The organism is Mesorhizobium sp. CA5, assembly GCF_020165105.1.
Lineage (GTDB): Bacteria > Pseudomonadota > Alphaproteobacteria > Rhizobiales > Rhizobiaceae > Mesorhizobium.
Genome location: NZ_JAIUHJ010000003.1, coordinates 252,340 through 276,139, shown reverse-complemented (window position 1 = coordinate 276,139; position 23,800 = coordinate 252,340). Strand labels below are relative to the sequence as shown.

The window sequence follows — 23,800 nt, the reverse complement described above, 5'->3', positions numbered from 1 at the left end:
CATCCGATCGAATCTCAGCCGGTCTGCCGGACAATGGCGCCGATCGCGTTGACAACAAGACGCGACGCGGTGATGGCCGACAGACCGTCAATGTCGGCGGGAGGATAGAGCTCGACAAGGTCGAATCCCGCAATCCTCGCCCGCTTGCCGAGGCCTGCGATCAGGTCGATCGCCTGCGTGTAGCTGAGGCCGCCAGGCGTGCGCGCGGCCACGCCCGGCATTATGCCGGGATCGAGGCCATCGCAGTCGAGAGTGACGACAACCCGCGCTCCGTCAGGTATATGCTTGAGAGCAGCTTCCACGCCCAGGGCATGTACCTCGCGCGCGGTTACGAAGCGGCTGCCGTAGCGCCGCGCCGCTTCGATTTCCGCGAGGTGGGCGCTGCCGACACTGCGCAGCCCGACCTGCACGATGCCGGCAACATGCAGCATCTCGCTCGCCCGCCGCATCGGGCTCGAATAGCCGTAGCGTTCGCCATGCACCTCTTCGCGCCAGTCGATATGGGCATCGATCTGCAGGATCCAGACCGGTCCGTGATCGGCAAAGCCGGCGAGGAAGGGAATGACGACGGAATCGTCGCCGCCAAGCAGGATCGGCACCGCCGGCAGTACCAGCACCTCGCGCGTCTTCGCCTCGATACGGGCCCGGTTGCCGGCATTGTCATGCATGGTGGTCAAGACATCGCCGGCATCGACGCAGCAGACCGGTCCGCCATCGAACAGCGGGCCGCCGAGGTCGAAATCCCAGTGCTCCATCAGCGGAATGTCATCTTGGCTTGCAGCTCGGATGGCGTCAGCGGCCGAGGCATGGCCGCTGCTGTTCTGACCGCGATAGGTGCTTCCATGACCCGCCCCGAAGATCACGGCTCGCGGCACGCGCCCGTCGGCGAGGCGATCGGGAAAGCCGAGAAAGGAAGGCGAAGCGGTCATTTTCTGGAGGCTTTCATTGTTGCGCCGCGGCGCTATGGCAGCTCGGGGGGCAGGTAATTGCTTCGGCCCGGAGTTTTGCGACAATTCGCATCTCGCGCAACACAGTGGGTTATAGCAACGAAAAGCGTTCTGATGCCGGGGGTTTGTGCTTTGCTCCCTGCCGCCATCTCGCCTGCGGTGGCCGGGGAAAACTATGCGCTTCGGACAAGATGCGCTTGCCGAATGCCTGAAATATCCTGGCGACGTTTCTCGGTGTTTTTTAGGACGGCAAGCCACGAACCAAATCTATCTCTTTCAATGGATTGCCGCCGTCAATGAAAAGCCTGCCATGCGGCTTCAGCGCCGCCTTGATCCGCGTCAAGGCCGCCCGGTTCGCCTCGGGGTGACGCCCGTCGAGCGCGCCGACCCGCATGGCAAAGGCGAAGTCGAAAAGAGCCTCGCCAGCATTCAAGGCGAAGTCTTCGATTGCCGCGTGCCTGAAATCGAGGCAGCCCCAAGCCATCTGATCAGCCGATCCCGCCCGCGCCAATCGGATTGCCTTCGCCGAACGGTCGATGGCCAGAATGAAGCCGTCGCCGATGCGGCGAGCGACATCGCGAGCGGCGACGCCGGGACCGCATCCGATCTCCAGGACGCGAAGTCCCGGCTTCAATGGAAGCGCTTCGACGAAGGCGGATATCCGATCCGAGATTCCGGCAGCCATGACATAAACTATCCAAGCTGGTCTGCGCCAGGCAAGCGAGACGGAAATGGCTGACAGGGCAGCGGCCAGAACATTGATGCCGGACAATGTAGCCCCAGGCGTCGACCGCGTTCGGGTTGGCCAGACTCAAGGACTGTTCTATTGCCGTTGCAGGAAGTCGACCATCAGCGACGCAGCTTGGTTGGCATGCGTTTCCAGCAGGAAATGAGGCCCGTCGAGAATATGTGCTTCCATCCTCGGCAGGGCCTGCATCCATGACAGCGTCTCTGTCAGGTCGAAGAACGCGTCATGCCGGCCCCACAGCATCAGGGCGCGTGGCTGCCTGCGCCGCAGATAGTCGGCAATCGCGTCGAAGCGAGCGACGTAATTGCCGTAGTCCGCAATGAGCGCGCGCTGCGTCTCCATGCCTCCGGGTCGCTGCATCACGCGCCAGTCTTCCTCCCAATTCTCGTCCGGAATTTGTGCGGCCACATCGTCGGGAACACCTGCCACATACTGGTCTCGCGTGCCCTCGAAGGTCAGATGCGCGGTGGCTTTCGCTTCATTGTCTGGGTTCGGATTGGCCCAAAAGTCCTGCGTCGCCTTCCAGGATGGCCCCATTCCGCTCCGATGCGCGTTGGCGTTCTGGATGATCAAGCCCAACACCGCATCGGGAGCCCGCATGGCTATCCGCAGCCCGACCGGCGCGCCAAAGTCATGAAGGTAGATGTAGCGCGGCCCGACCGAGAGGTGGCTGAGCAACTCCGAGACCGCATCGGCAAAACCATCAAAGGACGGCTCGGGCAGAGCATCGGACATGCCGAACCCAGGCATGTCGGGAGCAACCACATAAGCCACCTTTGACAATGCGGGAATGACGTGGCGAAAGGTCCTGGAGGAACTCGGAAAACCGTGAAGAAGCAGAAGAGCCGGTTTGGAGGGCTCTCCAGCCGTAAGGAAAGACAATTCCGTGCCGCTCGCCAACTCAAGCCGTGAAAGCATGCAAAGGTCCTCAAACCGCTCAACCAGGCCAACGCGAGGTTCGGCGGTTGAGTTCCGAGCACTTGCTGCCGCAACGAGGAACGAATTCTGTGCGTACCCGTCAATGCGCAACAGCTCCGTGCGGCTGGCGAGCAGGGCTGTGTGACATCACGCTGTCGGCATCTCCGTTGCCATGTCGGAAAGTCGCATAAGATAGATTATGGAACTGAGGCGTGGCGGGCACGTCCAGGAATTGCTGCGGCTTTCGCTGCCGGCAACAAACGCCGCGGCAGCGCTTCGACTTCGAGATCGCTGCAGAAGGTTCAACAGACAAACTGCGGCGCCGACTGAACAGCTGTAGCTACCGCTCTGACTCGTAAGGAATTTCGATCGCCATGCCGTCATAGGCCGGCACCACGTGCTCCGGCGTCTCGGCCATCACGACGGCGTAGTCGAGCGGCACATGCATATGGGTCAGCACGGCGTTCCTCGGCGTCAGCTTTTCGATCCACTCCAGCGCCTGGCCAAGCGACAGATGACTGGGATGGGTGTTGTACTGCAGCGCGTCGATCACCAGCGTGTCGAGGCCGCGCAAACGCTCAATGGTGGCGTCCGGGAAGCCGCTGATATCAGGGCAATAGGCAAGCCCGCCGATGCGGAAGCCGAGCGAGATGATGTCGCCATGGAGTTGCGGCAGCGGCTCGAGGGTGAGGGCGCCCCCCTCGCCTTCGATCACGACCGGCCTGGCGTGGTCGATAAGATGCGACTTGACGATCGGCGGATAGGAACTGCCTGGCGGCGTCTCGAAGCAATAGCCGAACGCCTGGCGCAGCCGCAGCATGGTCGGCTCGTCCGCATGGATGTCGATGCGATGGCGTTGCTCGAGCACATAGCCGCGCAGATCGTCGATGCCGTGGATGTGGTCGGCATGCGGATGCGTGTAGACGACCGCATCGATGCGCTTGACGGAGGCCAGCAGCATCTGCTCGCGGAAATCCGGCCCAGTGTCGATGACGACCGTGGTGCGCGCGCCGTTGGCGGCAATCCGCTCGACCAGGGCGGCCGTACGCATGCGCCGGTTCTTCGGGTTCTTGGGGTCGCAATTGCCCCAATCACCGGTGATGCGCGGCGTGCCGGGCGATGAGCCGCAGCCAAGAACGGTAAAGCGCAGCCGGTCGCTCATGCCTCAGCCCGCAGCCGTTTCGGGACGCGGCATCTTGGTGAACAGCCTGAAGAAGTTCCCGGTGGTAATATCGGCGATCTCAGCCTCGCTGACGCCGATGGTCTCGGCGAGCACCTTGGCCGTGTTCGCCACATAGGCCGGCTCGTTGCGTTTGCCGCGATGCGGGACCGGCGCAAGGTAGGGCGCGTCGGTCTCGACCAGCAACCGGTGGCGCGGCACATCGGCGGCGATGGCGCGCAGTTCGGCGGAGTTCTTGAAGGTAAGGATGCCGGAGAAGGAGACATAGCCGCCCAGCGCCACGCCGACTTCAGCCAGCCTGCGTCCGGACGAAAAACAGTGCAGGATGAAGGGGAAGGCGCCCTTCCCTGTTTCGTCCTCGAGGATCTCCGCCATGTCATCGTCGGCATCGCGCGCATGGATGACCAGCGGCAGGCCGGTCCGGCGCGCGGCGGCGATGTGGGTGCGAAAGCCTTGCGCCTGCGCATCGCGCGGCGCCTTGTCATAGTAATAATCGAGCCCGGCCTCGCCTATCGCCACCACCTTGGGATGGCCGGAAAGCCGCACCAGCTCGTCAGTGGCGACGTCCAGCTCTTCCGCCGCATTGTGCGGATGGGTGCCGACCGAGCAATACACCTCGTTGAAAGATTCAGCAATTTCAAGGACCTGCTGAAAACGCTTCACGCGCGTCGAGATCGTCACCATGCAGCCGATCCCGGCGGCGAGAGCGCGGGCGACGACAGCCGTCCGCTCCTCGGCGAAGTCCGGGAAGTCGAGATGGCAATGGCTGTCGACCAGCATCAGCTATTGCCATCCTGCTCGACATAGCGCGGAAATACGCCCTCCGGCGCCGGCAAGGCAGTGCCTGGCTCCAGCGCGTGGTTGGCATGGACGTGCTCGAAAGCGCGGCTGTCAGCGGGCACGGCCAACAGGTCGAGCAGCTTGGCCGCCGATCCGGGAATGAAAGGCTGGCAAAGCAGCGTCACCCGGCGCACCAGCTCGGCCGTCGTCCACAGCACGGTTTCCATGCGCTCCGGATTGGTCTTGCGCAGCGCCCACGGCTCCTGAGAGGCGAAATAGCGGTCGGCTTCGGCAACAACGCCGAAGATCGCCGCCAGCGCCAGATGGATGCCCTGCTCCGCCATCGCCCGACGAGAAACGGCCAGCGCTTCGACCGCCTCGTCGAGGATCGCCGTGTCGGCCTCGGTAAGGTCGCCGCGCGCCGGCACCTTGCCGCCGCAGTTCTTGGCAATCATCGACAGCGAGCGCTGCGCCAGATTGCCGAGGCCGTTGGCAAGATCGGCATTGGTGCGGTTGACGATCGCCTCATGGCTGTAATTGCCGTCCTGGCCGAACGGCACCTCGCGCAGGAAGAAATAGCGCACCTGGTCGACACCGTAGTGCTCGACCATGGTGAACGGGTCGATGACGTTGCCGACCGACTTCGACATCTTCTCGCCCCGGTTGAACAGGAAGCCATGGCCGAAGACGCGCTTCGGCAACGGGATTCCCGCCGACATCAGGAAGGCCGGCCAATAGACGGCGTGGAAGCGCACGATGTCCTTGCCGATGATGTGCGCATCGGCAGGCCAAAACCGCCATTTCTCATCGTTTTCATTGGGATAGCCGACGCCGGTGATGTAATTGGTCAAGGCGTCGACCCATACATACATCACGTGCTTTTCGTCGCCCGGCACCGGCACGCCCCAGTCGAAAGTGGTGCGCGAGACCGACAGATCCTTCAGCCCCGATTTGACGAAGCTCATCACTTCGTTGCGGCGCTCGGCCGGACCGATGAAATCGGGCTGGCTCTCGTAAAGCGCAATCAGCCTGTCCTGGTAGGCCGACAGCCGGAAGAAATAGCTTTCTTCCTCGACCCATTCCACCGGCGTTCCCTGCGGCCCGTAGCGGACATTGTCGGGGCGAACCTCGGTCTCCTCCTCGCCGTAATAGGCCTCGTCGCGCACCGAATACCAACCGGCATAGCCGCCCTTGTAGATGTCGCCATTGGCGGCCATCGCCTTCCAGATCGCTTGCGAGGACGCGTAATGCCGCTCCTCGGTGGTGCGGATGAAATCGTCGTTGGAAGCGTTGAGCGCGGTGGCCATGCGCCTGAACTCGGCCGAGTTGCGGTCGGCGAGCTCGCGCGCCGTGATGCCTTCCTTGCGCGCCGTCTGCAGCATTTTGATGCCGTGCTCGTCGGTGCCGGTCAGGAAGAAGACATCCTTGCCGTCCAGCCGCTGGAAGCGGGCAAGCGCGTCGGTGGCAATCAGCTCATAGGCATGGCCGATATGCGGCTTGCCGTTTGGGTAGGAGATCGCGGTCGTGATGTAGAATGTGTCGCGTGACATGAATGAACCGTCATGAATATCTGAATGTGAGTTGTGGCGGTGGATATCGTATCGGAACGTCGATTGCCATCCCGAGGCCAATGCATGCCGCCCAAAACTGGGCCAACGGCATGCATCGAACGAGCCGTCACATTCGCATCGCAGAATTCAGGCGGTCGATCATGGTCAGGGCGTGCTGCTTCTTGTCGAGGTTGTAGGTCTCAGCCTCAGATATCGTGTTCAGCGCCTCGTGCCAAGCCTCGGACAGGGTTTTGGCCCGGGCGAGATCGCCGGCAAGCGCGGCGTCGCTGGCGGCGGTCGAAAGCAGGTCGAGCGCGCGACGGTTGAAGATGTCGAACTGGATTGCCTGATCGCGTCCCGCCACGGCTTCGGCAAGGCGATGGGCGCCGGCAATGTCGGGCTTCCTGGCCGCCACCAGCGTGTCGAGCGCGCCGGCGATCTCCAGCCCGCCATATTGGGTGAGCAGGATCGCGTTGCGGGCGCTGCCCCCTGCCCGCTCGGCGAGCGCCGCGCGCGCGCCCGGATCGTCCGGCGGCGGCGGCTCGACATTTTCCAGCACCGCCATCAGTTCGTCGGCGCCCAAAGGCGCCAGCCGCACCATCTGGCAGCGCGAGCGGATCGTCGGCAACAGGCTGCCCGGCGCATGCACCACCAGAATGAACAGGCTGCGCGCCGGCGGCTCTTCGAGATTCTTGAGCAAGGCATTTGCGGCGTTGGTGTTCATGTCGTCGGCCGGATCGACGATGACGACGCGGTAGCTGCCGTCATGCGAGGTCATCGACAGGAAGCGGCTGACCTTGCGGATCTCGTCGACGGTCAGCACCGTCTTGAAGCTCTTGGTCTTGTCATTGGCCGGACGGGTGAGGTGCAGCACCGAAGGATGCGCGCCGGTGGCGATCTGGCGAAACAGCGAGGAGGCCGGATCGGGAACGGCAAGCGTGTCGGGCGCCGTCTTGAAATCCGGATATCTCAGAAGATGATGCGCCATGTGGAACGCCAGCGTCGCCTTGCCGATGCCTTGGGGCCCGGCGAAAATCAGCGCATGCGGCAGCTTGCCGGTGCGGTAGGCGCTGGCAAGCATCCCTGCCGCCGTCGCGTGGCCGATCAGCCGCGGCGTTTCGGCGGGCTCGGGCACGCCGTCCAGCGTGTCGTGCTGTTCGGGGGCGATGCGTTCGAAGATCATGCCGGCGCCGTCTCAATCCTTTGCGCCGGCATCCGCTCTTCCAGCGCTGCGAAGACGGCGGCGGTGACGACGTTCTCCACCGTATCGGGATCGGCGGAGGCGTCGATGACGACGCAGCGCTCCGGTTCGGCCGCGGCGATGGCCAGGAAAGCCTCGCGCCGCCGCCGGTGGATGGCCAAAGTCTCCTTCTCGAAGCGATCGGCGGCGTCATCGGCGCCGCGCCGCGCGGCGGCCCGTTTCAGGCCTTCAGCGGGATCGATGTCGAAGATCAGCGTCATGTCGGGCATCATGCCGTTGATGGCCACCGCCTCCAGCGCCTTCATGAAATCGGCATCGAGCCCGCCGGTGACGCCCTGGTAGACGCGAGAGGAATCGATGAAACGGTCGCACAGCACGATCGAGCCGCGCTCGACCGCCGGCCGGATGACCTGCTCGACATGGTCGGAGCGCGCGGCGGCGAACAGGATCGCCTCCATCTTCGGGCCGAACGGCTCGGCCGCCCCGGACAGAAGCACATGCCTTACGGCTTCGGCGCCGGGCGATCCACCCGGTTCGCGGCTGACCAGAACCTCGTATTTCTTGGCGCGCATGCGCCGCGCCAGCCGCTCGATCTGCGTCGACTTGCCTGCTCCTTCGCCGCCCTCGAAGGTGATGAAAAATCCGCTCGCCAATCGAGACTGCCTTTGCCCGTGCTGGCCGCTGTCATAGCTCCCGTCCGACAAAAGGTCCACGAACTTGCCCGATCACAAATGTTTCTGCCGCAGCCAGCCGACAGCGAGTTCTTTGGCCGCGTCCAACGCGCGCTGCGGCAGCGTGCCCACCTTCACCGATTCTGCGGCGTAGAGCGGCGTCTGCTGGCTCAGCGTCTCGCCTATCCAAACGCGCAATTCCCCGACCGGTTGCCCCTCCTCGACCGGTGCCGACACTGGACCCTGGTAGACGATCCTGGCGGTCAGCTTGTCGCGGTTGGCTATCGGCAGAAAGATGTCCACGGGGCCTTTGGCTTTCAAGGCCAGGCCGGACTTGGCGCCGCCGAAAACCTGTGCTTCGCCGACCACCTCGTCCTTGGCGAAGATCTCGGTCTTCTGGAATGACCGCGAGCCCCATTCGAGCAGCTTGCGCGCCTCTTCGGAGCGCTCGCGATCATTGGCCAATCCGCTGAGGGCGGCGATCACGCGCGTGCCGTTGTGGCTGACGGTGCCGACCAGGCCGAAGCCCGCCTGCTCGCTGGCACCTGCCACGAAGCCGTCGGCTTCGATGCCCATGGCGATCAGCGGATTGCGGTTCCTTTGCGAGATCTTGTTCCAGGTGAAGTCCGGCTGGCCGTAATAGTGGAAGAACTCCGGATAGTCGCGCCACAGATGCAGCGCCAGCATCGTCAGCTCCCGCACCGTCGTCTGCTGCCCGTCGGCCGGCAGGCCGGTCGAATTGACGAAGGTCGATTTTGAGAGGCCGAGCTGGCGGGCGCGATCGGTCATCTGCGCGGCGAAATTCGCTTCCGAGCCCGCCATGCCCTCGGCGAGCACGATACAGCCGTCATTGGCGGCCTGCACGGTGACGCCCTGGATCAGATCCTCGACGCGGACCTCGGATTTGAGCTTGGCGAACATGGTCGAGGTACCGGACGGCGCGCCGCCGGTGCGCCAGGCATTTTCGCTGACGACAAAAGTGTCGTCGAGCGTGATCCGCTTCGACTTGATGGCATTGAAGACCATTTCCATCGTCATCAGCTTGGCCATCGAGGCCGGCGGGATCGGCTTGTCGGGGTCCTTGGCGAAGAGCACGGTGCCGGTGTCGGCATCGATCATGAACGCCTGCGCCGCCTTGGTCTCGAAGAGCTGCGCGCTCGCCGGGGCGGCACAAAGCAACACCAGCGCCAATCCCAGGAGGCTGGCGAAAGGCGGAAAAATGCGGAACTGCATGAAATGTCGACCCGATCTGAGCACCCCGGAATGCGTAGAGCCGCTCCAGAATGCGCAAAGACTACCCCGCGGCCAAGCTATCAGGGTTTTTTCGGCCGGATCAACGGGCAGCGCAAATTTGATCAGTTACGCACAACCAGCGCGTCCGGCGCGCCATGCGACCAGGCTGCCTGGAGCAGGTCGTCGACGCTGCCATGGCCGTCTGGATAGACATTGACCGCATACCAGTCATTGCCGTCGAGCTCGGTGCGCTGGATCTCGGTCCGGCCGAACGGCTCGAGCGCTGCGGCCACGCGCTTTGCCTTCGCGGCCTCGTCGAAGGAACCGGCGGCGACGTAGTCGGACGCGGGCGTCTGTTGCTCTCGGTTCGATTTCTTCCATGAACGCAGGATATCGGCTGGCGACATGCCGCCGGAATCGAGCGCGGCAAAGACATCGGCGCGCTCTACCCGCTCATCGGCGTAAGACAGGGAGGCCATGGCGAAGGGCGAGTTCGGCGGAAGCGTGAGATCCGGCCGTTCCGGCACGATCGGGCCGAAATCCGGCAGCGCGACATCGCTGGCGCCCTGGACGGCGAATGCGGCCGGCTGCACGGCCGCCTGGTCTGAAAGCCCCGGCTGCGCTGCAAAGGCCCGCCCCGAATTGGTCAACTCGCCCGGAAACGGCGCGGCGGCCGGAGACGCCGCGGCCGGCACGCTCGGCGACGGGCCGTTCATGGCCACCATCACGCCGCTCGGCAGGCCGTCCGAAGGATCCGGCCGGTTGTTGCCGGGATGGTACGAGGCCACCAGATACTGGTCGTCATCGCCGTCGAGCGGCGCGCGGCCGACATATTCGACCTTGACCCTGGCCGTGCCGACCTTGTCATAGTCGAGCATCTGCGCCGCGCGTTCGGAGACGTCGATGATGCGGCCTTCGTGATAGGGGCCGCGGTCGTTGACGCGCACGATGACCGAGCTGCCGGTCTCCAGATTGGTGACGCGGGCATAGCTCGGCAGCGGCATCGTCGGATGCGCCGCCGTCAGATGCGTCATGTCATAGACTTCGCCATTGGCGGTCAGGCGGCCATGAAACGCATCGCCATACCATGAGGCCAGGCCGACCTTGGCGTAGCCCTTGTCTTCCTTGGGATAGTACCACTTGCCGCGCACCTGATAGGGCTTGCCGAGCTGGTCGCGACCGCCGCCGCGCCGCATGAACTGGACACGCGGGCTCGCCTTCACGCCATATTCGGATTCGGCAAAATATTCCTTGGAGCGGCCCTTCTTGTAGACCATCCCCTTCGGTTCGGGTTGCGAGGCGCAGGCAGCCAGCAGCAGGCCCGAAAGGGCGCACAGGGCGAAAGCAGAAGCGCGACGAAGACGCGGGCGCGTCAGGGTCTGCATGTCTCGATTGTCCCCTACCGTGCTGTCACCAGACGGGGCCAGAAGTCGCCCGCCAGGCCAACACCTTGATCCCCAATCCCTTTTGCACAGGAATTGCTTATCACGATGTTAATCGATTATGGCCGCAACAGGGCGAGATTGTGGCGAGACATAGGAACTGGGAGATGATCAAGCGGCCGTCGCGCCATTGCCGCTTCGCAAGGAAAGTCACCGGTGCGTGCCAGCATCTCGCGCCTCATAGGAGAGTGGGCGGATAATGCATAAGCCGCCGCTTATCGGCAAGCTGTATCATTCAAGGAAGGTTACGCTGGCATCGGCCTTGCACAGCAGAGATTGCCGGTATGATCCCCGGCAGCTCGTCGGGCTTGAGGCTGTAGTTGGGGGCCTCGCCCGGCGGGTTTTAGCGAAACCAGTGGAAAGGCATAGAAATCTATATCAATGCAGAGATGCTAATTTAGCCTTGCTTTAGCCGACTCTACCCACCCACCCGAGTCGGCTAGGCCCGGCGGTTCAACCCAACGCAAACCCCAACGCGGGAACTGTCGGGCCGCTCTAGCGGGAAGGCGTCCAGCCGTTGCGCTGCTCCGGCGTCATCGCAAGGTTCGTGAACTGCAGATTTCGGTCGTCTCGGCCGGCACTCCGGCACTCAGCGCAGAAGATGATCTTAAGAAGATCCCAATGCAGCCACCGCTGGTCTGGGCCGAAACGCTTGACTAGCGCGGGGACGTCCAGGATCGCCCTTCGCCGGCATGTGAGACAGTCCACCGACAAGCCTGTGGCCATCGCGGGTTTGCCGCCCAGTGTGCCGTCTGAGAAGTATTCTTTGCCCACGGCGATCTCCAACGAGGTCGCTCCATCCGGGTGAGATATGGCGTTCGGAGATCATCGTTGGCAAGAGGCCGGAGCAAAGATCATTCCGCCCTTTGAAGGATGATGTCGGCCGCGCTTCACACTAGGCGACGGGCCAGCCTTGAGGGGCTACGGCGCACGTATTAACAGCCTCTAAAATGCAAAGCCCGCTGCCGGGGGTCCAACAGCGGGCTCCAGCAATTGGCTACACCCCTGAAGGATCGACCATTTACCGTATATTAATCGTCACTTCTGGAAGCCGCCGCCGTCAAGCCTCCCAAGCTTCCGCGATCACACCATGTCGATCGCAGATGTTTTAGCTATTTTGCATATTGCGGCGGACCACGGTTCGCCAGGCCGGTGCCCGCTTAGGCAATCTCCAAAAAGAGAGGTGCCGGCCACCCTTAGCCCGTCGCTAGGTGCGGGGGCACACCAGCGGCGGGCTATCGAACATTAGCAATCTCTTGACGAAGGCCTTGGCCGCGCCGGCGGCAGCGAACGTAGCCACAGCGGCGCTCCCACAACCCAAATTATTTCAGAAATCGGAATCTCGTCAGATTGCAGTGATATGGTCGGCTCAAAGTGGATGCCGTGGAGGAGTGGAGCATATGTTTAGGCTATCCCAGTCTTTTCTGGATCACGCCTTTTTTGTCTGTTTGGCCGTTAATTTAATAGCGCCAGCATTGGCGTTTGCAATGAAATATGGATCAAAAAAAAGCATGTATTTATCTCATATCTTTGCGCTTATAATTTTACTAATATCAACATTGTCTTTTTTCTTTATGTGGATACGTACAAATCCGGTTGTGGACGGCGAGCAGCCTGGCCCCGGAGATGCATTTATATTGTTTCCAATTTTTTTCGAAGTCGCGATAATTATAGCCGTGTACGTGATAGTTGTTGTGGTGAAAATGATATCACTAAGAAGGTCCCGACCATGCGCAGGCGAGTGACTGAGGATCGGGTGAGCGTGTCTATCCGGTCCTGCAATCAGCCGCATTCGGTCGTGGAGCGGGCGAAGGTGAAGCACGGCCAGCCGATCGAGCTGATCGGCGATGTCGCCCGCGTCGATGAGGGCAAGGTGACGGTCAATCTCGGCGTGCCGGTGACCGTCGACATCAATACCGTCACGCTGGTGACCGCCTACGTTCCGCCGAAGAGAAAGACACCCCTGGTCGACAAGGCGACCTGAAGCGATGCCGAAGATCGGTAAATTAGCAATCCCTTGTAATTCAGCTGGAACAGGATCATGCTTGTGAAGCGGGCGGAGGAGGCCACCAGGCTACGGTGGTTGAAGGGTGGATCATATGGACGCCGTTTGTTACGTCCCCAGCGCATTCTGTTTCTTGTCAGTCTTGGTCAACATCGCGATGGCGCTTATCGTCATGGCGCCGTTCGCCGCGACGCGCCTGCTCGTGTTGAGGATGCGCGAGCACTCCGTCGTCGGGCGGCTCCAGCCAGCGTAGATCGGTGATGGTCCGATGCGACCAGTTCTGTTGATCATTTCCGCAGTCGCCGCCTTCTTCGTCTGGGATGCTGTTGGAAACGACGGCCACTACCGGAAGCAGCTCGCCCGCGGCATTGAACAGGCAGAGAACTTCCAAGGGCTCGTCCGGGTCTCCTGGAACTAGGCTTTGCGCTTTCTGCGAGACGAGATGAATTCCACGATCAAGGGCGCATTGATAATCGCTGCGGCGATCGTCCTTGCCACCGCCATGTTCATCTATTTCGGCCCATACCAATCATGCGTTCGCGAGCTGCGCGTGTCGAACCCTTCCCCGGCCGCGACGTGCGCCAATCTGATCCGATAGTTCAGGTCAACTTGGTGATGGTTCCGCTTCAGGCGATGAAGGAAGGTAGCGACTTCGACGATGCTCGCCTCGCACTCCTATTCGCGAAGGCTAAATCGTTGAGCGAACTACTTGAAGAAAAAGTGAGAGCGTTCGAGTTCCGAAAAGAGCACGGCATGCTGCCCGATCAGCAGCAGGAGGAAGATTAAATGAAAGGCCACATCCGCGAGCTCCGCCCCGGCCATTGGGCGATCGTCCTCGAGGTCGGCCCGACCGGGTTGCCGGTCTGTTATCGCGGCACCGACGACACGGTGGCGGCGACCTGCGAGAGCTTCTCGCGCTTCGTCAAAACAGGTTTCTCATAGATTTTCTTCACGATCTTCCCCTCTTGAAATACTACAGGTTCCAATTGGCAGCGTGTTGGCTGCATTGTCAATGCATGCACCGGCTATCCGTCACCTCCAAACAACATTGGGCCACTCCCGCGATTGACAGATCTTTGCACGGCGCACTAGAGCATGGGGCGCTTGCGTTCCTGCCGGCAGGGCTTTGCTGTCGGCAGGACGAAGCGCCTCGTGAAGATCACGATGGAGGGATGGCCGAGCGGTTTAAGGCACCGGTCTTGAAAACCGGCGTGGGCGCAAGTTCACCGTGGGTTCGAATCCCACTCCCTCCGCCATATAATCAATAAAATCAATAAGTTATGGCAAATGATGGAACTTACCCACCCAAAAGCCCATCATGTAGGATGCTGTTGATTTAGAGACGGAATGAGACATCCGGCCGGGGTAGGTCAACTGGCATGGTCATCTCCCGACAGCATTGTCTCATTCTGAATCCAGGAGACCGCCATGCTTCCCAAGGGGCCGGCGCCCAGTTACACGCCTACTCGAAACTCTTGGCCGCACACCGAGCAATCATACCGACGCGAGTTGGCGGGGTCCTTGTCTGCAACAGCTTTTAACACCGATGGCTTTGTCACGCCCGTGATGTGACACCACGCGCATCTGGCGTATCCATCTCTTACTGGATCGAAAAAAAGCGATCGCCGCCGCCGATCTGGTGTGTCCGCCAGTTGTCTAGCGATTTCGACCAGCGCACCGTGTAGCGGCAACGTCGAAGCGTGCTCGTGCATTTCAGGCCCTCTTCTGTATGACAGCGTATCCAATGACGGATCGCCGATTCACATCGTAAGGTGCTCCTGCCGAAAAAATCGTGCGCGTGGCATATATGAAAAACCTCGCCGAAGCGGGGCTTTTGCAGTCGAGACGGGCGTCTTACCCAGGCAAGGCAACCCGCACCTCCCGCCGTACCAGAGCGGACAGTCTGTGCAACGCGGCCCGCCTGGTTCGTTCGCTGTGCCGGTGGCGACGTCCGTTCACGTTATTTTGCGTAGCAAATAGCCGTTGACCTTGGTTTAGCTGTCCCTGAAAAGTTCTTGGGAGGGGCAGATGGAACGTTTCCGACAATTCGACTTTCGTAGTGCGGTCGTGATTGTTGCTAGCATGCTAATTTTCCCTCTTTTGATCGGTAGACCATTCTTTCCTACCTGGTTCAAGCCGTACGCGCTCCCGTTGGCTCTCCTTGGCTTTATTGGAATGTTTGGAATAGTCGCTCTTTACAACAAAGTTTCTACCGGAAAAGCGCTTCCAGGGTCGAAAAGCTTGAATATAAAGCGATCTCACATTGTTGTATTGACATTGATATTTGTCATTCCTGTATTGAAAATTCTATTTCATCTCATTCATGGCTAGCCCGGTTCTCTCACCGCACCCAGGCTGGACGCGTATTTTGACTGCCGCGGGCGAGGTTTGATCCTCCGCGAGTTGGAGGACGAGTGCGGCCAGCGCCGCGGAGAGCGGCGGTGGTGGGTTCTGCAATTTTTCCTCTGTTGTTGGGCGGGACTGGTCCAGGTCCTGCGGCGTCAGCGGGCCGCGGCGCGTATTCGGGCGATGCCGCCGCCGAGGATGCGGACTGGCGGGAGGACGCCAAGATCGTCTTGCACATCGACCCGGAAATCCCTCCGCCAGATGCCGCCGCCTGCCCTCTCTATCGTCCGATATTGCCGCCGATCGCCCAAGCAGCAGGACGCGTCGCCGTCACGGGCCTGCGCGCGGAAGCGGATTTCCTCTGCCGCGGTGACTTCGACCGAAAGGCAGTCTAGGCTGGCATACCTTTCCGCCAGCACGAGAGCGCGCCGCATGCCTCGCTTTCTCGCCGTCTACACGATGAAGCCCGAAGACCTCGGTCGCTTCCGGAGCCTGCCCAAGTCCGAGCAGAGCGCGATCGACGCTATCGGGTTGAAGCAATGGGCGGACTGGGAGGACAAGAACGCCGCATCGTTCCCCGATCGCGGGGGAATGGTCGGCAAGACGACGCGGGTGACCAAGGACGGCATCGCCGACGCGGTGAACCCCTTTTGCGGCTACATTGTCGTTGAAGCCGAGACGATAGAAGCTGCCGCCCGCCTCTTCGAGAATCATCCGCATTTCTCGATCTTTCCAGGAGACGGCGTGGACATCATGCCCTTCCTCACTGGGTGACGACATAGACATTCCACGCTTATTGGCGCGTCTGCAGGTTGCGGCGATCAACGGTTGCAGACGGTGCATTCGTCGGAACCGATGCGGCGCTGGCAGCCGACAACGATAAAGAAGCGTTTATTTGATTTATCGGACAAAATATGCTGCTTGTCGCGCCCATGAAAAAGCTCTGCCTGATGGTTCTGGCGTCGCTTACGCCGGTCTTGCCGGCCAAGGCGATGGACAATGCGTTGCGCGCCGGCCTGATGAAACTCGATCCTGAGACCCGCCTCGAGCAGCGCTGTGACGCCGAGGTGCTCGACCGGATCAGCCACGACGATCGCAACTACAAGGCCGACCGCGTCGTGGCCTACGCCTTCGCCACACCGCAGATGAGCGCCGATGCCATCAAGAGCTCGGGCGCCGCCTTCCGCAGCAATGGCCAATGGTACCGGCTGAAGTTCAAATGCCAGACCGCGCCGGACCATATGCAGGTGCTGCAGTTCCGCTATAAGATCGGCGACGAAATCCCGGAATCCGACTGGGCCAAATATAATCTCTACGACTAGAGCAATTCCAGGGAAAGTGCGTAGCGGTTTCCCGTCCGGAATTGCGTCAAAACAAAGAGATAGAGCGGTTCGCCGTTTCCGTGAAACGGTGAAACGCTCTAGTTTTCGGCCTAGCCAGCTTGCCGGCGACCACCCTAGATCCTTTGGGGCTTGCGCTGCCGGCCTTGTTTTCCGGCGATGTCCAACCCTGCGCCTTGACGCCGATGGACCGTCCCTTTAGGCCCGTCCGGGTAAAGGGCTACGCTCATTTCAGGCAAGGATTTCTAGTCGATGGAAATATTCACTGCCGCAGGCCTTTCGGCTCTTCTCCAGGTCGTCGCAATCGATCTCGCGCTTGCTGGCGACAACGCGATTGTGATCGGCCTCGCGGCAGCCGGCCTTCCCGTCGATCAGCGCAAGCGCGCCATCCTGGTCGGCATCGCGGCAGCCACCGTCCTGCGCATCGTCTTTGCCCTGATCACGCAATGGCTGCTGAGCATCGGCCCGATGCTGCTCATTGCCGGCGGGCTCCTGCTTCTGTGGGTATGCTGGAAGATGTGGCGCGAGCTGCGCGTCAGCCACGAGGATGAGCGCGACGCGACAGAAGCGCTGTCGAACGGCGATTATAACAAGGACGGCAAAATCGCCGGCAAAGGCCCGCGCAAGACCTTCTCGCAGGCTGCCTGGCAGATCGTCATCGCCGACGTCTCGATGTCGCTCGACAACGTGCTCGCCGTCGCCGGCGCAGCCATGAAGCATCCCACGGTGCTGATTATCGGACTGGTCCTTTCGATCGCGCTGATGGGCTTTGCCGCATCCTTCGTCGCGCGCCTGCTGCACAAGTACCGCTGGATCGCCTATGTCGGCCTGCTGATCATCCTCTATGTCGCGGTGAACATGCTTTTGGGAGGCGCCGTGCAGCAATTTCCCGACCATTTTGCTTTCCTGGCACCCTGGTTCGGATCGGACGGCCACTGACGCTCTTTCAAGGCGAGCGCCTGCCGCATCGCCCCTTGCCATGGCCGGCTGGCAGGTTTGCTTCTGTGCCGAAGCGTGCTATTGCGCCGCGCGAAATGGCTCAAAGCCGCGCGCCGTAGATCGATCTTCGGAGCCTGAGGCTCCTCGATCTCGCCCTCATCTCTTGGAAAACAAATTTATGTCCGCCCCACGCGTCAGTTTCGTCAGTCTTGGATGCCCGAAGGCGCTCGTCGATTCCGAGCGCATCATCACGCGGCTGCGCGCCGAGGGCTACGAGATCGCACGCAAGCATGACGGCGCCGACCTCGTCGTCGTCAACACTTGCGGCTTTCTCGATTCCGCCCGCGACGAATCGCTCAACGCCATCGGCTCCGCGCTTTCCGAAAACGGCCGCGTCATCGTCACCGGCTGCCTCGGCGCCGAGCCGGAGGTCATCCGCGAAAAGCATCCCAATGTGTTGGCGATCACCGGCCCGCAGGCCTATGAAAGCGTGATGGCGGCGGTGCACGAGGCGGCCCCGCCCAGCCATGATCCTTATGTCGACCTGCTGCCGCCGCAGGGCGTGAAGTTGACGCCGCGCCACTACGCCTATCTGAAGATTTCCGAGGGCTGCAACAACCGCTGCACCTTCTGCATCATTCCGGCACTGCGCGGCGATCTCGTCTCGCGCCCGGCCGCGGACGTGCTGCGCGAAGCCGAAAAGCTCGCAAAGGCAGGCGTCAAGGAGATCCTGGTCATCTCGCAGGACACCAGCGCCTACGGCATCGACATCAAGTACCAGACGTCGATGTTTGGCGATCGCGAGGTGCGGGCGAAATTCCTCGACCTCGCCGAGGAGCTCGGCAAGCTCGGCATCTGGATACGCATGCATTATGTGTACCCCTACCCGCATGTCGCCGACGTCATTCCGCTGATGGCGGAGGGAAAGATCCTCCCCTATCTCGACATTCCTTTCCAGCACGCCTCGCCGCAGGTGCTGAAGAACATGCGCCGGCCCGCGCATGGCGAAAAGACGCTGGACCGCATCCGTGGCTGGCGCGAGGTCTGCCCGGACCTCGCCATCCGCTCGACCTTTATCGTCGGCTTCCCCGGCGAGACCGAGGACGATTTCGAGATGCTGCTCGACTGGCTGGACGAAGCCAGGATCGACCGCGCCGGCTGTTTCAAATACGAGCCGGTCAAGGGCGCGCGCTCCAACGACCTCGGGCTGGAGCAGGTGCCGCAGGAAGTCAAGGAAGCGCGCTGGCACCGCTTCATGCAGCGCCAACAGAAGATCTCGGCAACGCAGCTCGCCAAGAAAGTCGGAAAGCGCCTGCCGGTGCTGATCGACGAGGCGCATGGCACATCCGGCAAAGGCCGCACCAAATACGACGCGCCGGAGATCGACGGCTCCGTGCACATCCAGTCGCGGCGGCCGCTGCGCGCCGGCGAGATCGTCACCGTCAAGATCGACCGCGCCGACGCTTACGACCTTTACGGCTCTGCCGTCTGACAGCCCACGCGGACCCACGCAGCTTAAAAAAGGGCGCCTGGGGCGCCCTTTTTCGTTTCGGTTCAGCGATTTGCCGCTTACTGCGGCAGCTTGTCGTCGATGCCCTTGACGTAGAAATTCATGCCGAGCAGCGTGCCGTCGTCGGCGACCTCGCCGTCCTTCAGCCAGGGCGAACCATCCTGCTTGGAGACAGGTCCGGTGAAGGGGTTCCAGCCGCCGGCGATCTTCTTCTCGGTCGCCTCGGCCATCGCCTTCACGTCGTCAGGCATGTTGGTGTAGGGGGCGAGCTTGACGGCGCCGTCCTTGATGCCGAGCCAGACATTGTCAGGCTTCCAGGTGCCGTCGAGCGCCGCCTGGACGCGGCTGATGTAATACGGGCCCCATTCGTCGGTCAGCGAGGTCAGCTGCGCGTGCGGCGCGAACTTGATCATGTCGGACGACTGGCCGAAGCCGTGCAGCTTGCGCTCCTCGGCGACCTGCAGGGCGGCGGTCGAGTCGGTGTGCTGGACGATGATATCGGCGCCCTGGTCGAACAGCGCCTTGGCGGCGTCGGCCTCCTTGCCGGGATCGAACCAGGAATTCACCCACACGATCTTCACCTTGAAGTCGGGATTGACCGACTGCGCGCCGAGCATGAAGGAGTTGATGCCCATCACCACTTCCGGGATCGGGAAGGAAACGATGTAGCCGGCGAGGCCCTTCTTCGATTCCTTGGCTGCGATCTGGCCGAGCACATAGCGGCCTTCATAGAAGCGGGCGTTGTAGATCCCGAGATTGTCGCCGGTCTTGAAGCCGGTAGCATGCTCGAACATCACCTTGGGAAACTTCTTGGCGACCTTCACTTCGGCATCCATGAAGCCGAAGGAGGTGCCGAAGATGATCTTGCACTTCTCGCGCGCCAGGCGCTCGAAAGCGCGGTCGGCGTCCGGGCCTTCCGAGACGTTTTCGAGATAGGCGGTCTCGACCTTGTCGCCGAGCGCCTTCTCGACTTCGAGCCGGCCCTGGTCGTGCTGATAGGAGTAGCCGAAGTCGCCGATCGGACCCGTATAGACCCAGCAGGCCTTGAGCTTGTCGGCGGCCTGGGCGGTTGCCGCCAGGGACAGGGCCGCGGCCGTGGTCATCAACGCAATAAGCAGTTTTTTCATTGTGTTACCTCTCTGAGTTAAGCCTTGGAGCTTCCCGTCTTTTTGTTGTTGTCAACGATCCGGAACAAATGGCTGCCCCAACGAAGCCGGCGTGTTCATCATCGTCAGCCGCTTGTTGCGCGAGATTAGAACGAGAACCACGACGGTTGCCAGATAGGGCAGCGAAGAAAGAAACTGCGAAGGCACCGGAATGCCAAAAGCCTGTGCATGAAGCTGGCCGATCCACACCGCGCCGAAGATATAGGCGCCGGCCAGGACCCGCCACGGGCGCCAGGACGCGAACACCACCAGCGCCAGCGCGATCCAGCCGCGGCCAGCGCTCATGTTCTCGACCCATTGCGGCGTGTAGACCAGCGACAGGTGGCCGCCGGCAAGACCGGCACAGGCGCCGCCGAAGATCACGGCGAGATAGCGGTAGCGGATGACCTTGATGCCGAGCGCATGCGCCGACGTATGGCTGTCGCCGATCGAGCGAAGCGTCAGGCCCGTGCGCGTCTTGAACAGGAACCACATCACCGCCGCGGTCAGCGCGATCGAGATGTAGAACACCGGGTCCTGGCCGAAGACCAGCCTGCCGACCACCGGGATCGAGCTGATCCCCGGGATGTCCAAATTGGGCAATCTCACGCCCGGCTGGCCGACGAAGCTGGTGCCGATCATGCCGGAGAGACCGAGGCCGAGCAGCGTCAGCGACAGGCCGGTCGCCACCTGGTTGGTCGCGAGCGACAGCGTCATGACGGCGAACAGCAGCGAGAACAGCGCGCCGACGATGATAGCCGCGAGCAGGCCGATCCACGGCGACCCGGTGAGATAGCCGGCGCCGAAGCCGCCGACGGCGCCCATGATCATCATACCCTCGACGCCGAGATTGAGCACACCTGAGCGCTCGACCACCAACTCGCCGATCGCCGCGATCAGAAGCGGCGTCGCCGCGGTCGCGATGGTCAAAAGGATGTTGACGGTGATGTCCATCAGCGGGCCTCCTCGAGCTTGGGCGCCGCTTCGAGCTGCGCCGCGCCCTTCGACTTCGTCAGCGCCATGCCGATCAGGCGGATGCGGTAATGGATGAGCGTGTCGCAGCCGAGCACGAAGAACAGAAGCATGCCCTGGAAGACGCGCGCCACCTTGTCGGAAATGCCAAGCGCGCTCTGCACCGCCTCGCCGCCGAGATAGGTCAGCGCCAGCACCAGGCCCGCGGCGACGATGCCGAGCGGATTGAGCCTGCCGAGAAAGGCGACGATGATGGCGGTAAAGCCGTAGCCGGGCGAGATCACCGGCTGCAACTGGCCGATGGCGCCGGACACTTCCGAGATGCCTGCCAGACCGGCCAGCGCCCCCGACAGAAGGAAGGCGAAGAACACCATCCGGTTGAAGCCGAAACCGGCGAAGCGCCCTGCCCTTGGGCTTGAACCCAGCACGCGGACCTCGAATCCTTTCAGCATGCGGCTCATCATCAGCCAGATCGCTACCGCGGCGACCAGCGCGAAGACGAAACCCCAATTGGCGCGGCCGGCATCCGGCATCAACTCAGGCAGTACCGCGGAATCGCCGAACTGGATGGTTTGCGGGAAGCCGTGGCCTTGCGGATCGCGCCATGGACCGCGCACCAGCCAGTCGAGGAAAAGCTGCGCGACATAGACCAGCATCAGGCTGGTGAGGATCTCATTGGTGCTGAAGCGCGTCTTCAGAAGTGCCGGAATCGATGCGTAGAAGGCACCGCCGACCATACCCAGCAAAAGCATCAGCGGGATCACCAGCGGGCCTTCGAACTGCGGGAACAGCACCGGGATGATCGAGCCGAAGATCGCGCCGAAAATGAACTGGCCTTCGGCGCCGATGTTCCAGATGTTGGCCTTGTAGCAGACCGACAGGCCGACCGCGATCAGGATCAGCGGCGCTGCCTTGATCGCGAGCTCATGCAACTGCCAGACCTGGCTGATCGGCTCGACGAAATAGATCTCGAAGGCGTTGAGCGGATTGACGCCGAGCAGCGCAAACATGATGGCGCCGGCAATGATCGTCAGCGCGAAGGCGATGAAAGGCGACAGCATCGAGAACAGCGCCGAGCGCTGCGGGCGTTTGACAAGTTCGATGCGCATCATGCGACCTCCAAGCTGTGTTCGGCATGGCCGGGCTCGGCGCCGCCCATCAACAGGCCGACCTTCTCGAAAGTCGCCTCGGCGATCGGCAGCGGCGTCGACAATTCGCCGTTGTGCATGACGGCGATGGCGTCCGACAGTTCGAACAATTCGTCGAGGTCCTGGCTGATGACAAGGACAGCGGAGCCGCTGCGGGCGAGCTCGATCAAAGCCTGGCGGATGTGAGCGGCCGCACCTGCGTCCACGCCCCAGGTCGGCTGGTTGACGACCATGACGCTGGGCCTACGGTCGAGCTCGCGGCCGACAATGAATTTCTGCAGATTACCGCCCGACAATGCGGCGGCCTCCGGATCGGGCGCGCTCTTGCGCACGTCCATGGCTTTAATGATGCGCTGGGCAGCGCTGTAAACCGCGCCGTTCTTCACCGTGCCGCCCGAACCGACGAAAGCCTTGCCGTCAGTGGCGTGACGAGACAGAAGCAGGTTCTCCGAAAGCTTCATGCGGGGTGCTGCGCCATGGCCGAGCCGCTCCTCCGGCACGAAGGCGGCCCCCATCAGCCGCCGGCCGGTGATCGAAAGGCCGCCGGCGTCCTTGCCGCGAATGCGCACGGAACCGGTATCCTGCTGCAGCACTTCGCCGGAGACGGATTCGAAGAACTCGCCCTGGCCGTTGCCGGCCACACCCGCGATGCCGATCACTTCGCCGGCACGTACGGTGAGATTGATGTTCCTCAGTGGGATGGCGAACGGCGTCGCCGGCTTGCGGCTGAGGCTGCGGATTTCCAGCAGCGCCGGCGCCGTTTCGATGCCTTCCGCCGGCGCACGCACCACCGCCTTCACCTCGCTTCCGACCATCATGCGGGCAAGCGATGCGGCCGTCTCCTCACGTGGATTGCAGTGGCCGACGACCTTGCCGTGGCGAAGCACCGTGGCGCGGTCGCAGATGCGTTTGACCTCTTCCAGCCGGTGCGAGATGTAGAGGATCGATTTGCCTTCGGCGCGCAGGCGCTCCAGCGTCTCGAACAGCTTGTCGGCTTCCTGCGGCGTCAGCACCGAGGTCGGCTCGTCGAGGATGATGAGCTGCGGCGTCTGCAGGAGGCAGCGGATGATCTCGATGCGCTGGCGTTCGCCGACCGAAAGATCTCCGACCAGCGAATCCGGATCGAGCGGCAGGCCGTAGCTATAGGACAATGCCCTCGCCTTCGCGGCGATGCTGCTGATCGGCGAGCCATCATTGAGCGAGAGCGCGATGTTCTCGGCCGCCGTCAGCGCCTCGAAGAGCGAGAAATGCTGGAACACCATGCCGATGCCGAGCTTCTTGGCCGCGCCCGGGCTGGTGATCTTGACCGGCTTGCCGTCCCAGAAGATCTCGCCCGAGTTCGGCTCGAGCGATCCGAACAGCATCTTGACCAACGTCGACTTGCCGGCGCCGTTCTCGCCGAGCAGCGCGTGGATCTCGCCTTTTGCGATATTGAGATCGATGTGATCGCACGCCGTCAGCGTGCCGAATATCTTGGTTAGGCCGCGAACCTCGAGCAGGTTCGCCCTGTCATGATTTGCACTCACAGTGCCTCCCATCCGGTTTCCCAGACATGTTCTGTGTTCCCGAAAGCATGGTATGCGCGGCCGGCTCCAGTCGGAAAGCAGCACCCGACTTGAAAGAGCTTCAAGAATTTCAGCGGAAACTCAAGGGCTAAGATAGATCTCTTGAGAACAACGGCAAAATCCGCATCCCTTTTCAGGCAAGCCGTGCCTTCGGGCTCGG

The 23,800-nt window shown here is 62.1% G+C and carries 23 protein-coding genes and 1 tRNA gene; 8 read left to right on the top strand and 16 right to left on the bottom strand.

Features of this window, described 5'->3' with window-relative positions; all coding sequences use genetic code 11:
* Positions 1-14: 14 nt before the first annotated feature.
* The 10 genes from LB529_RS06190 to LB529_RS06145 all read right to left on the bottom strand — a co-directional run bounded on the left by LB529_RS06190 (position 15) and on the right by LB529_RS06145 (position 10,613).
* Positions 15-929 (bottom strand): agmatinase, encoded by a 915-nt coding sequence (locus LB529_RS06190; RefSeq protein WP_224710552.1) that lies wholly within the window; start codon positions 927-929, stop codon positions 15-17.
* Positions 930-1,188: 259 nt separating this feature from the next.
* Positions 1,189-1,632: a class I SAM-dependent methyltransferase gene (locus LB529_RS06185; RefSeq protein ID WP_224710551.1), complete on the bottom strand. Its 444-nt coding sequence runs from the start codon at positions 1,630-1,632 to the stop codon at positions 1,189-1,191.
* A 138-nt stretch (positions 1,633-1,770) separates the two neighbouring features.
* A complete protein-coding gene (locus LB529_RS06180; protein ID WP_224710550.1) occupies positions 1,771-2,613 on the bottom strand; it encodes an alpha/beta fold hydrolase in 843 nt (280 codons plus the stop codon).
* 340 nt (positions 2,614-2,953) lie between these two features.
* Complete coding sequence (locus LB529_RS06175) at positions 2,954-3,775, bottom strand: MBL fold metallo-hydrolase (RefSeq protein WP_224710549.1); 822 nt, start codon at positions 3,773-3,775, stop codon at positions 2,954-2,956.
* A gap of 3 nt (positions 3,776-3,778) precedes the next feature.
* Positions 3,779-4,573: a TatD family hydrolase gene (locus LB529_RS06170; RefSeq protein ID WP_224710548.1), complete on the bottom strand. Its 795-nt coding sequence runs from the start codon at positions 4,571-4,573 to the stop codon at positions 3,779-3,781.
* Positions 4,573-6,123: a methionine--tRNA ligase gene (metG, locus tag LB529_RS06165; RefSeq protein WP_140843367.1), complete on the bottom strand. Its 1,551-nt coding sequence runs from the start codon at positions 6,121-6,123 to the stop codon at positions 4,573-4,575. Before metG ends, LB529_RS06170 begins: the two co-directional genes overlap by 1 nt.
* A 127-nt stretch (positions 6,124-6,250) precedes the next feature.
* Positions 6,251-7,306, bottom strand: a complete 1,056-nt coding sequence (locus LB529_RS06160; protein WP_224710547.1) for a DNA polymerase III subunit delta' — start codon at positions 7,304-7,306, stop codon at positions 6,251-6,253.
* On the bottom strand, positions 7,303-7,977 hold the full coding sequence (gene tmk / locus LB529_RS06155; protein WP_140843363.1) for a dTMP kinase: 675 nt from the start codon (positions 7,975-7,977) through the stop codon (positions 7,303-7,305). The genes LB529_RS06160 and tmk overlap by 4 nt, the downstream gene beginning before the upstream one ends.
* Positions 7,978-8,049: 72 nt before the next feature.
* Positions 8,050-9,228, bottom strand: coding sequence for a D-alanyl-D-alanine carboxypeptidase family protein (locus LB529_RS06150; protein WP_224710546.1), 1,179 nt, complete (start codon positions 9,226-9,228; stop codon positions 8,050-8,052).
* Between the two features lie 122 nt (positions 9,229-9,350).
* Positions 9,351-10,613 (bottom strand): septal ring lytic transglycosylase RlpA family protein, encoded by a 1,263-nt coding sequence (locus tag LB529_RS06145; RefSeq protein WP_224710545.1) that lies wholly within the window; start codon positions 10,611-10,613, stop codon positions 9,351-9,353.
* Between the two features lie 1,819 nt (positions 10,614-12,432).
* Here LB529_RS06145 and LB529_RS06140 point away from each other — a divergent pair.
* A complete protein-coding gene (locus tag LB529_RS06140; protein WP_318012545.1) occupies positions 12,433-12,654 on the top strand; it encodes a hypothetical protein in 222 nt (73 codons plus the stop codon).
* A 157-nt stretch (positions 12,655-12,811) separates the two neighbouring features.
* Here the strand turns inward: LB529_RS06140 and LB529_RS06135 are convergent, their stop codons facing one another.
* Complete coding sequence (locus tag LB529_RS06135) at positions 12,812-13,204, bottom strand: hypothetical protein (protein WP_224710543.1); 393 nt, start codon at positions 13,202-13,204, stop codon at positions 12,812-12,814.
* A gap of 2 nt (positions 13,205-13,206) precedes the next feature.
* On the opposite strand from LB529_RS06135, the gene LB529_RS06130 reads away from it, so the two are divergent.
* From LB529_RS06130 to LB529_RS06120, 3 genes are all read left to right on the top strand, one after another.
* Positions 13,207-13,461 (top strand): hypothetical protein, encoded by a 255-nt coding sequence (locus LB529_RS06130; RefSeq protein WP_224710542.1) that lies wholly within the window; start codon positions 13,207-13,209, stop codon positions 13,459-13,461.
* Entirely contained in the window at positions 13,462-13,617 is a 156-nt protein-coding gene (locus LB529_RS06125; protein ID WP_224710541.1) for a hypothetical protein, read from the top strand.
* Between the two features lie 224 nt (positions 13,618-13,841).
* Positions 13,842-13,931, top strand: a tRNA-Ser gene (locus LB529_RS06120).
* A 1,245-nt stretch (positions 13,932-15,176) separates the two neighbouring features.
* Here LB529_RS06120 and LB529_RS06115 read toward each other — a convergent pair.
* Complete coding sequence (locus LB529_RS06115; protein WP_224710540.1) at positions 15,177-15,455, bottom strand: hypothetical protein; 279 nt, start codon at positions 15,453-15,455, stop codon at positions 15,177-15,179.
* Here LB529_RS06115 and LB529_RS06110 point away from each other — a divergent pair.
* From LB529_RS06110 to rimO, 4 genes are all read left to right on the top strand, one after another.
* Positions 15,454-15,795, top strand: coding sequence for a hypothetical protein (locus LB529_RS06110; RefSeq protein ID WP_224710539.1), 342 nt, complete (start codon positions 15,454-15,456; stop codon positions 15,793-15,795). The two genes, LB529_RS06115 and LB529_RS06110, sit on opposite strands and share 2 nt — an antisense overlap.
* Positions 15,796-15,935: 140 nt before the next feature.
* Positions 15,936-16,343, top strand: coding sequence for a DUF930 domain-containing protein (locus LB529_RS06105; protein ID WP_181181276.1), 408 nt, complete (start codon positions 15,936-15,938; stop codon positions 16,341-16,343).
* A 270-nt stretch (positions 16,344-16,613) separates the two neighbouring features.
* On the top strand, positions 16,614-17,300 hold the full coding sequence (locus LB529_RS06100; protein ID WP_095765435.1) for a TerC family protein: 687 nt from the start codon (positions 16,614-16,616) through the stop codon (positions 17,298-17,300).
* A gap of 178 nt (positions 17,301-17,478) precedes the next feature.
* Positions 17,479-18,792, top strand: coding sequence for a 30S ribosomal protein S12 methylthiotransferase RimO (gene rimO / locus LB529_RS06095; RefSeq protein ID WP_224710538.1), 1,314 nt, complete (start codon positions 17,479-17,481; stop codon positions 18,790-18,792).
* Positions 18,793-18,869: 77 nt separating this feature from the next.
* Here rimO and LB529_RS06090 read toward each other — a convergent pair whose 3' ends face one another.
* The 4 genes from LB529_RS06090 to LB529_RS06075 are packed head-to-tail and all read right to left on the bottom strand — an operon-like array spanning position 18,870 to position 23,613.
* Entirely contained in the window at positions 18,870-19,937 is a 1,068-nt protein-coding gene (locus tag LB529_RS06090) for a BMP family ABC transporter substrate-binding protein (protein WP_140545690.1), read from the bottom strand.
* A 51-nt stretch (positions 19,938-19,988) separates the two neighbouring features.
* Positions 19,989-20,909 (bottom strand): ABC transporter permease, encoded by a 921-nt coding sequence (locus LB529_RS06085; RefSeq protein ID WP_224710537.1) that lies wholly within the window; start codon positions 20,907-20,909, stop codon positions 19,989-19,991.
* The gene (locus LB529_RS06080) at positions 20,909-22,039 is read right to left on the bottom strand and encodes an ABC transporter permease (protein ID WP_224628258.1); all 1,131 of its coding nucleotides are present in this window, start codon (positions 22,037-22,039) and stop codon (positions 20,909-20,911) included. The genes LB529_RS06085 and LB529_RS06080 overlap by 1 nt, the downstream gene beginning before the upstream one ends.
* Positions 22,036-23,613 carry an ABC transporter ATP-binding protein gene (locus LB529_RS06075; protein WP_224710536.1) on the bottom strand — a complete coding sequence of 526 codons (1,578 nt, stop codon included), beginning with the start codon at positions 23,611-23,613 and terminating at the stop codon, positions 22,036-22,038. The genes LB529_RS06080 and LB529_RS06075 overlap by 4 nt, the downstream gene beginning before the upstream one ends.
* Between the last annotated feature and the right edge of the window lie 187 nt (positions 23,614-23,800).

Coding starts and splice junctions, on each gene's coding strand:
- LB529_RS06190 (WP_224710552.1), bottom strand. CDS start 929: ATGACCGCTTCGCCTTCCTTTCTCGGCTTTCCCGATCGCCTCGCCGAC.
- LB529_RS06185 (WP_224710551.1), bottom strand. CDS start 1,632: ATGGCTGCCGGAATCTCGGATCGGATATCCGCCTTCGTCGAAGCGCTT.
- LB529_RS06180 (WP_224710550.1), bottom strand. CDS start 2,613: ATGCTTTCACGGCTTGAGTTGGCGAGCGGCACGGAATTGTCTTTCCTT.
- LB529_RS06175 (WP_224710549.1), bottom strand. CDS start 3,775: ATGAGCGACCGGCTGCGCTTTACCGTTCTTGGCTGCGGCTCATCGCCC.
- LB529_RS06170 (WP_224710548.1), bottom strand. CDS start 4,573: ATGCTGGTCGACAGCCATTGCCATCTCGACTTCCCGGACTTCGCCGAG.
- metG (WP_140843367.1), bottom strand. CDS start 6,123: ATGTCACGCGACACATTCTACATCACGACCGCGATCTCCTACCCAAAC.
- LB529_RS06160 (WP_224710547.1), bottom strand. CDS start 7,306: ATGATCTTCGAACGCATCGCCCCCGAACAGCACGACACGCTGGACGGC.
- LB529_RS06150 (WP_224710546.1), bottom strand. CDS start 9,228: ATGCAGTTCCGCATTTTTCCGCCTTTCGCCAGCCTCCTGGGATTGGCG.
- LB529_RS06145 (WP_224710545.1), bottom strand. CDS start 10,613: ATGCAGACCCTGACGCGCCCGCGTCTTCGTCGCGCTTCTGCTTTCGCC.
- LB529_RS06130 (WP_224710542.1), top strand. CDS start 13,207: ATGCGTTCGCGAGCTGCGCGTGTCGAACCCTTCCCCGGCCGCGACGTG.
- LB529_RS06125 (WP_224710541.1), top strand. CDS start 13,462: ATGAAAGGCCACATCCGCGAGCTCCGCCCCGGCCATTGGGCGATCGTC.
- LB529_RS06110 (WP_224710539.1), top strand. CDS start 15,454: ATGCCTCGCTTTCTCGCCGTCTACACGATGAAGCCCGAAGACCTCGGT.
- LB529_RS06115 (WP_224710540.1), bottom strand. CDS start 15,455: ATGCGGCGCGCTCTCGTGCTGGCGGAAAGGTATGCCAGCCTAGACTGC.
- LB529_RS06105 (WP_181181276.1), top strand. CDS start 15,936: ATGCTGCTTGTCGCGCCCATGAAAAAGCTCTGCCTGATGGTTCTGGCG.
- LB529_RS06100 (WP_095765435.1), top strand. CDS start 16,614: ATGGAAATATTCACTGCCGCAGGCCTTTCGGCTCTTCTCCAGGTCGTC.
- rimO (WP_224710538.1), top strand. CDS start 17,479: ATGTCCGCCCCACGCGTCAGTTTCGTCAGTCTTGGATGCCCGAAGGCG.
- LB529_RS06090 (WP_140545690.1), bottom strand. CDS start 19,937: ATGAAAAAACTGCTTATTGCGTTGATGACCACGGCCGCGGCCCTGTCC.
- LB529_RS06085 (WP_224710537.1), bottom strand. CDS start 20,909: ATGGACATCACCGTCAACATCCTTTTGACCATCGCGACCGCGGCGACG.
- LB529_RS06080 (WP_224628258.1), bottom strand. CDS start 22,039: ATGATGCGCATCGAACTTGTCAAACGCCCGCAGCGCTCGGCGCTGTTC.
- LB529_RS06075 (WP_224710536.1), bottom strand. CDS start 23,613: ATGGGAGGCACTGTGAGTGCAAATCATGACAGGGCGAACCTGCTCGAG.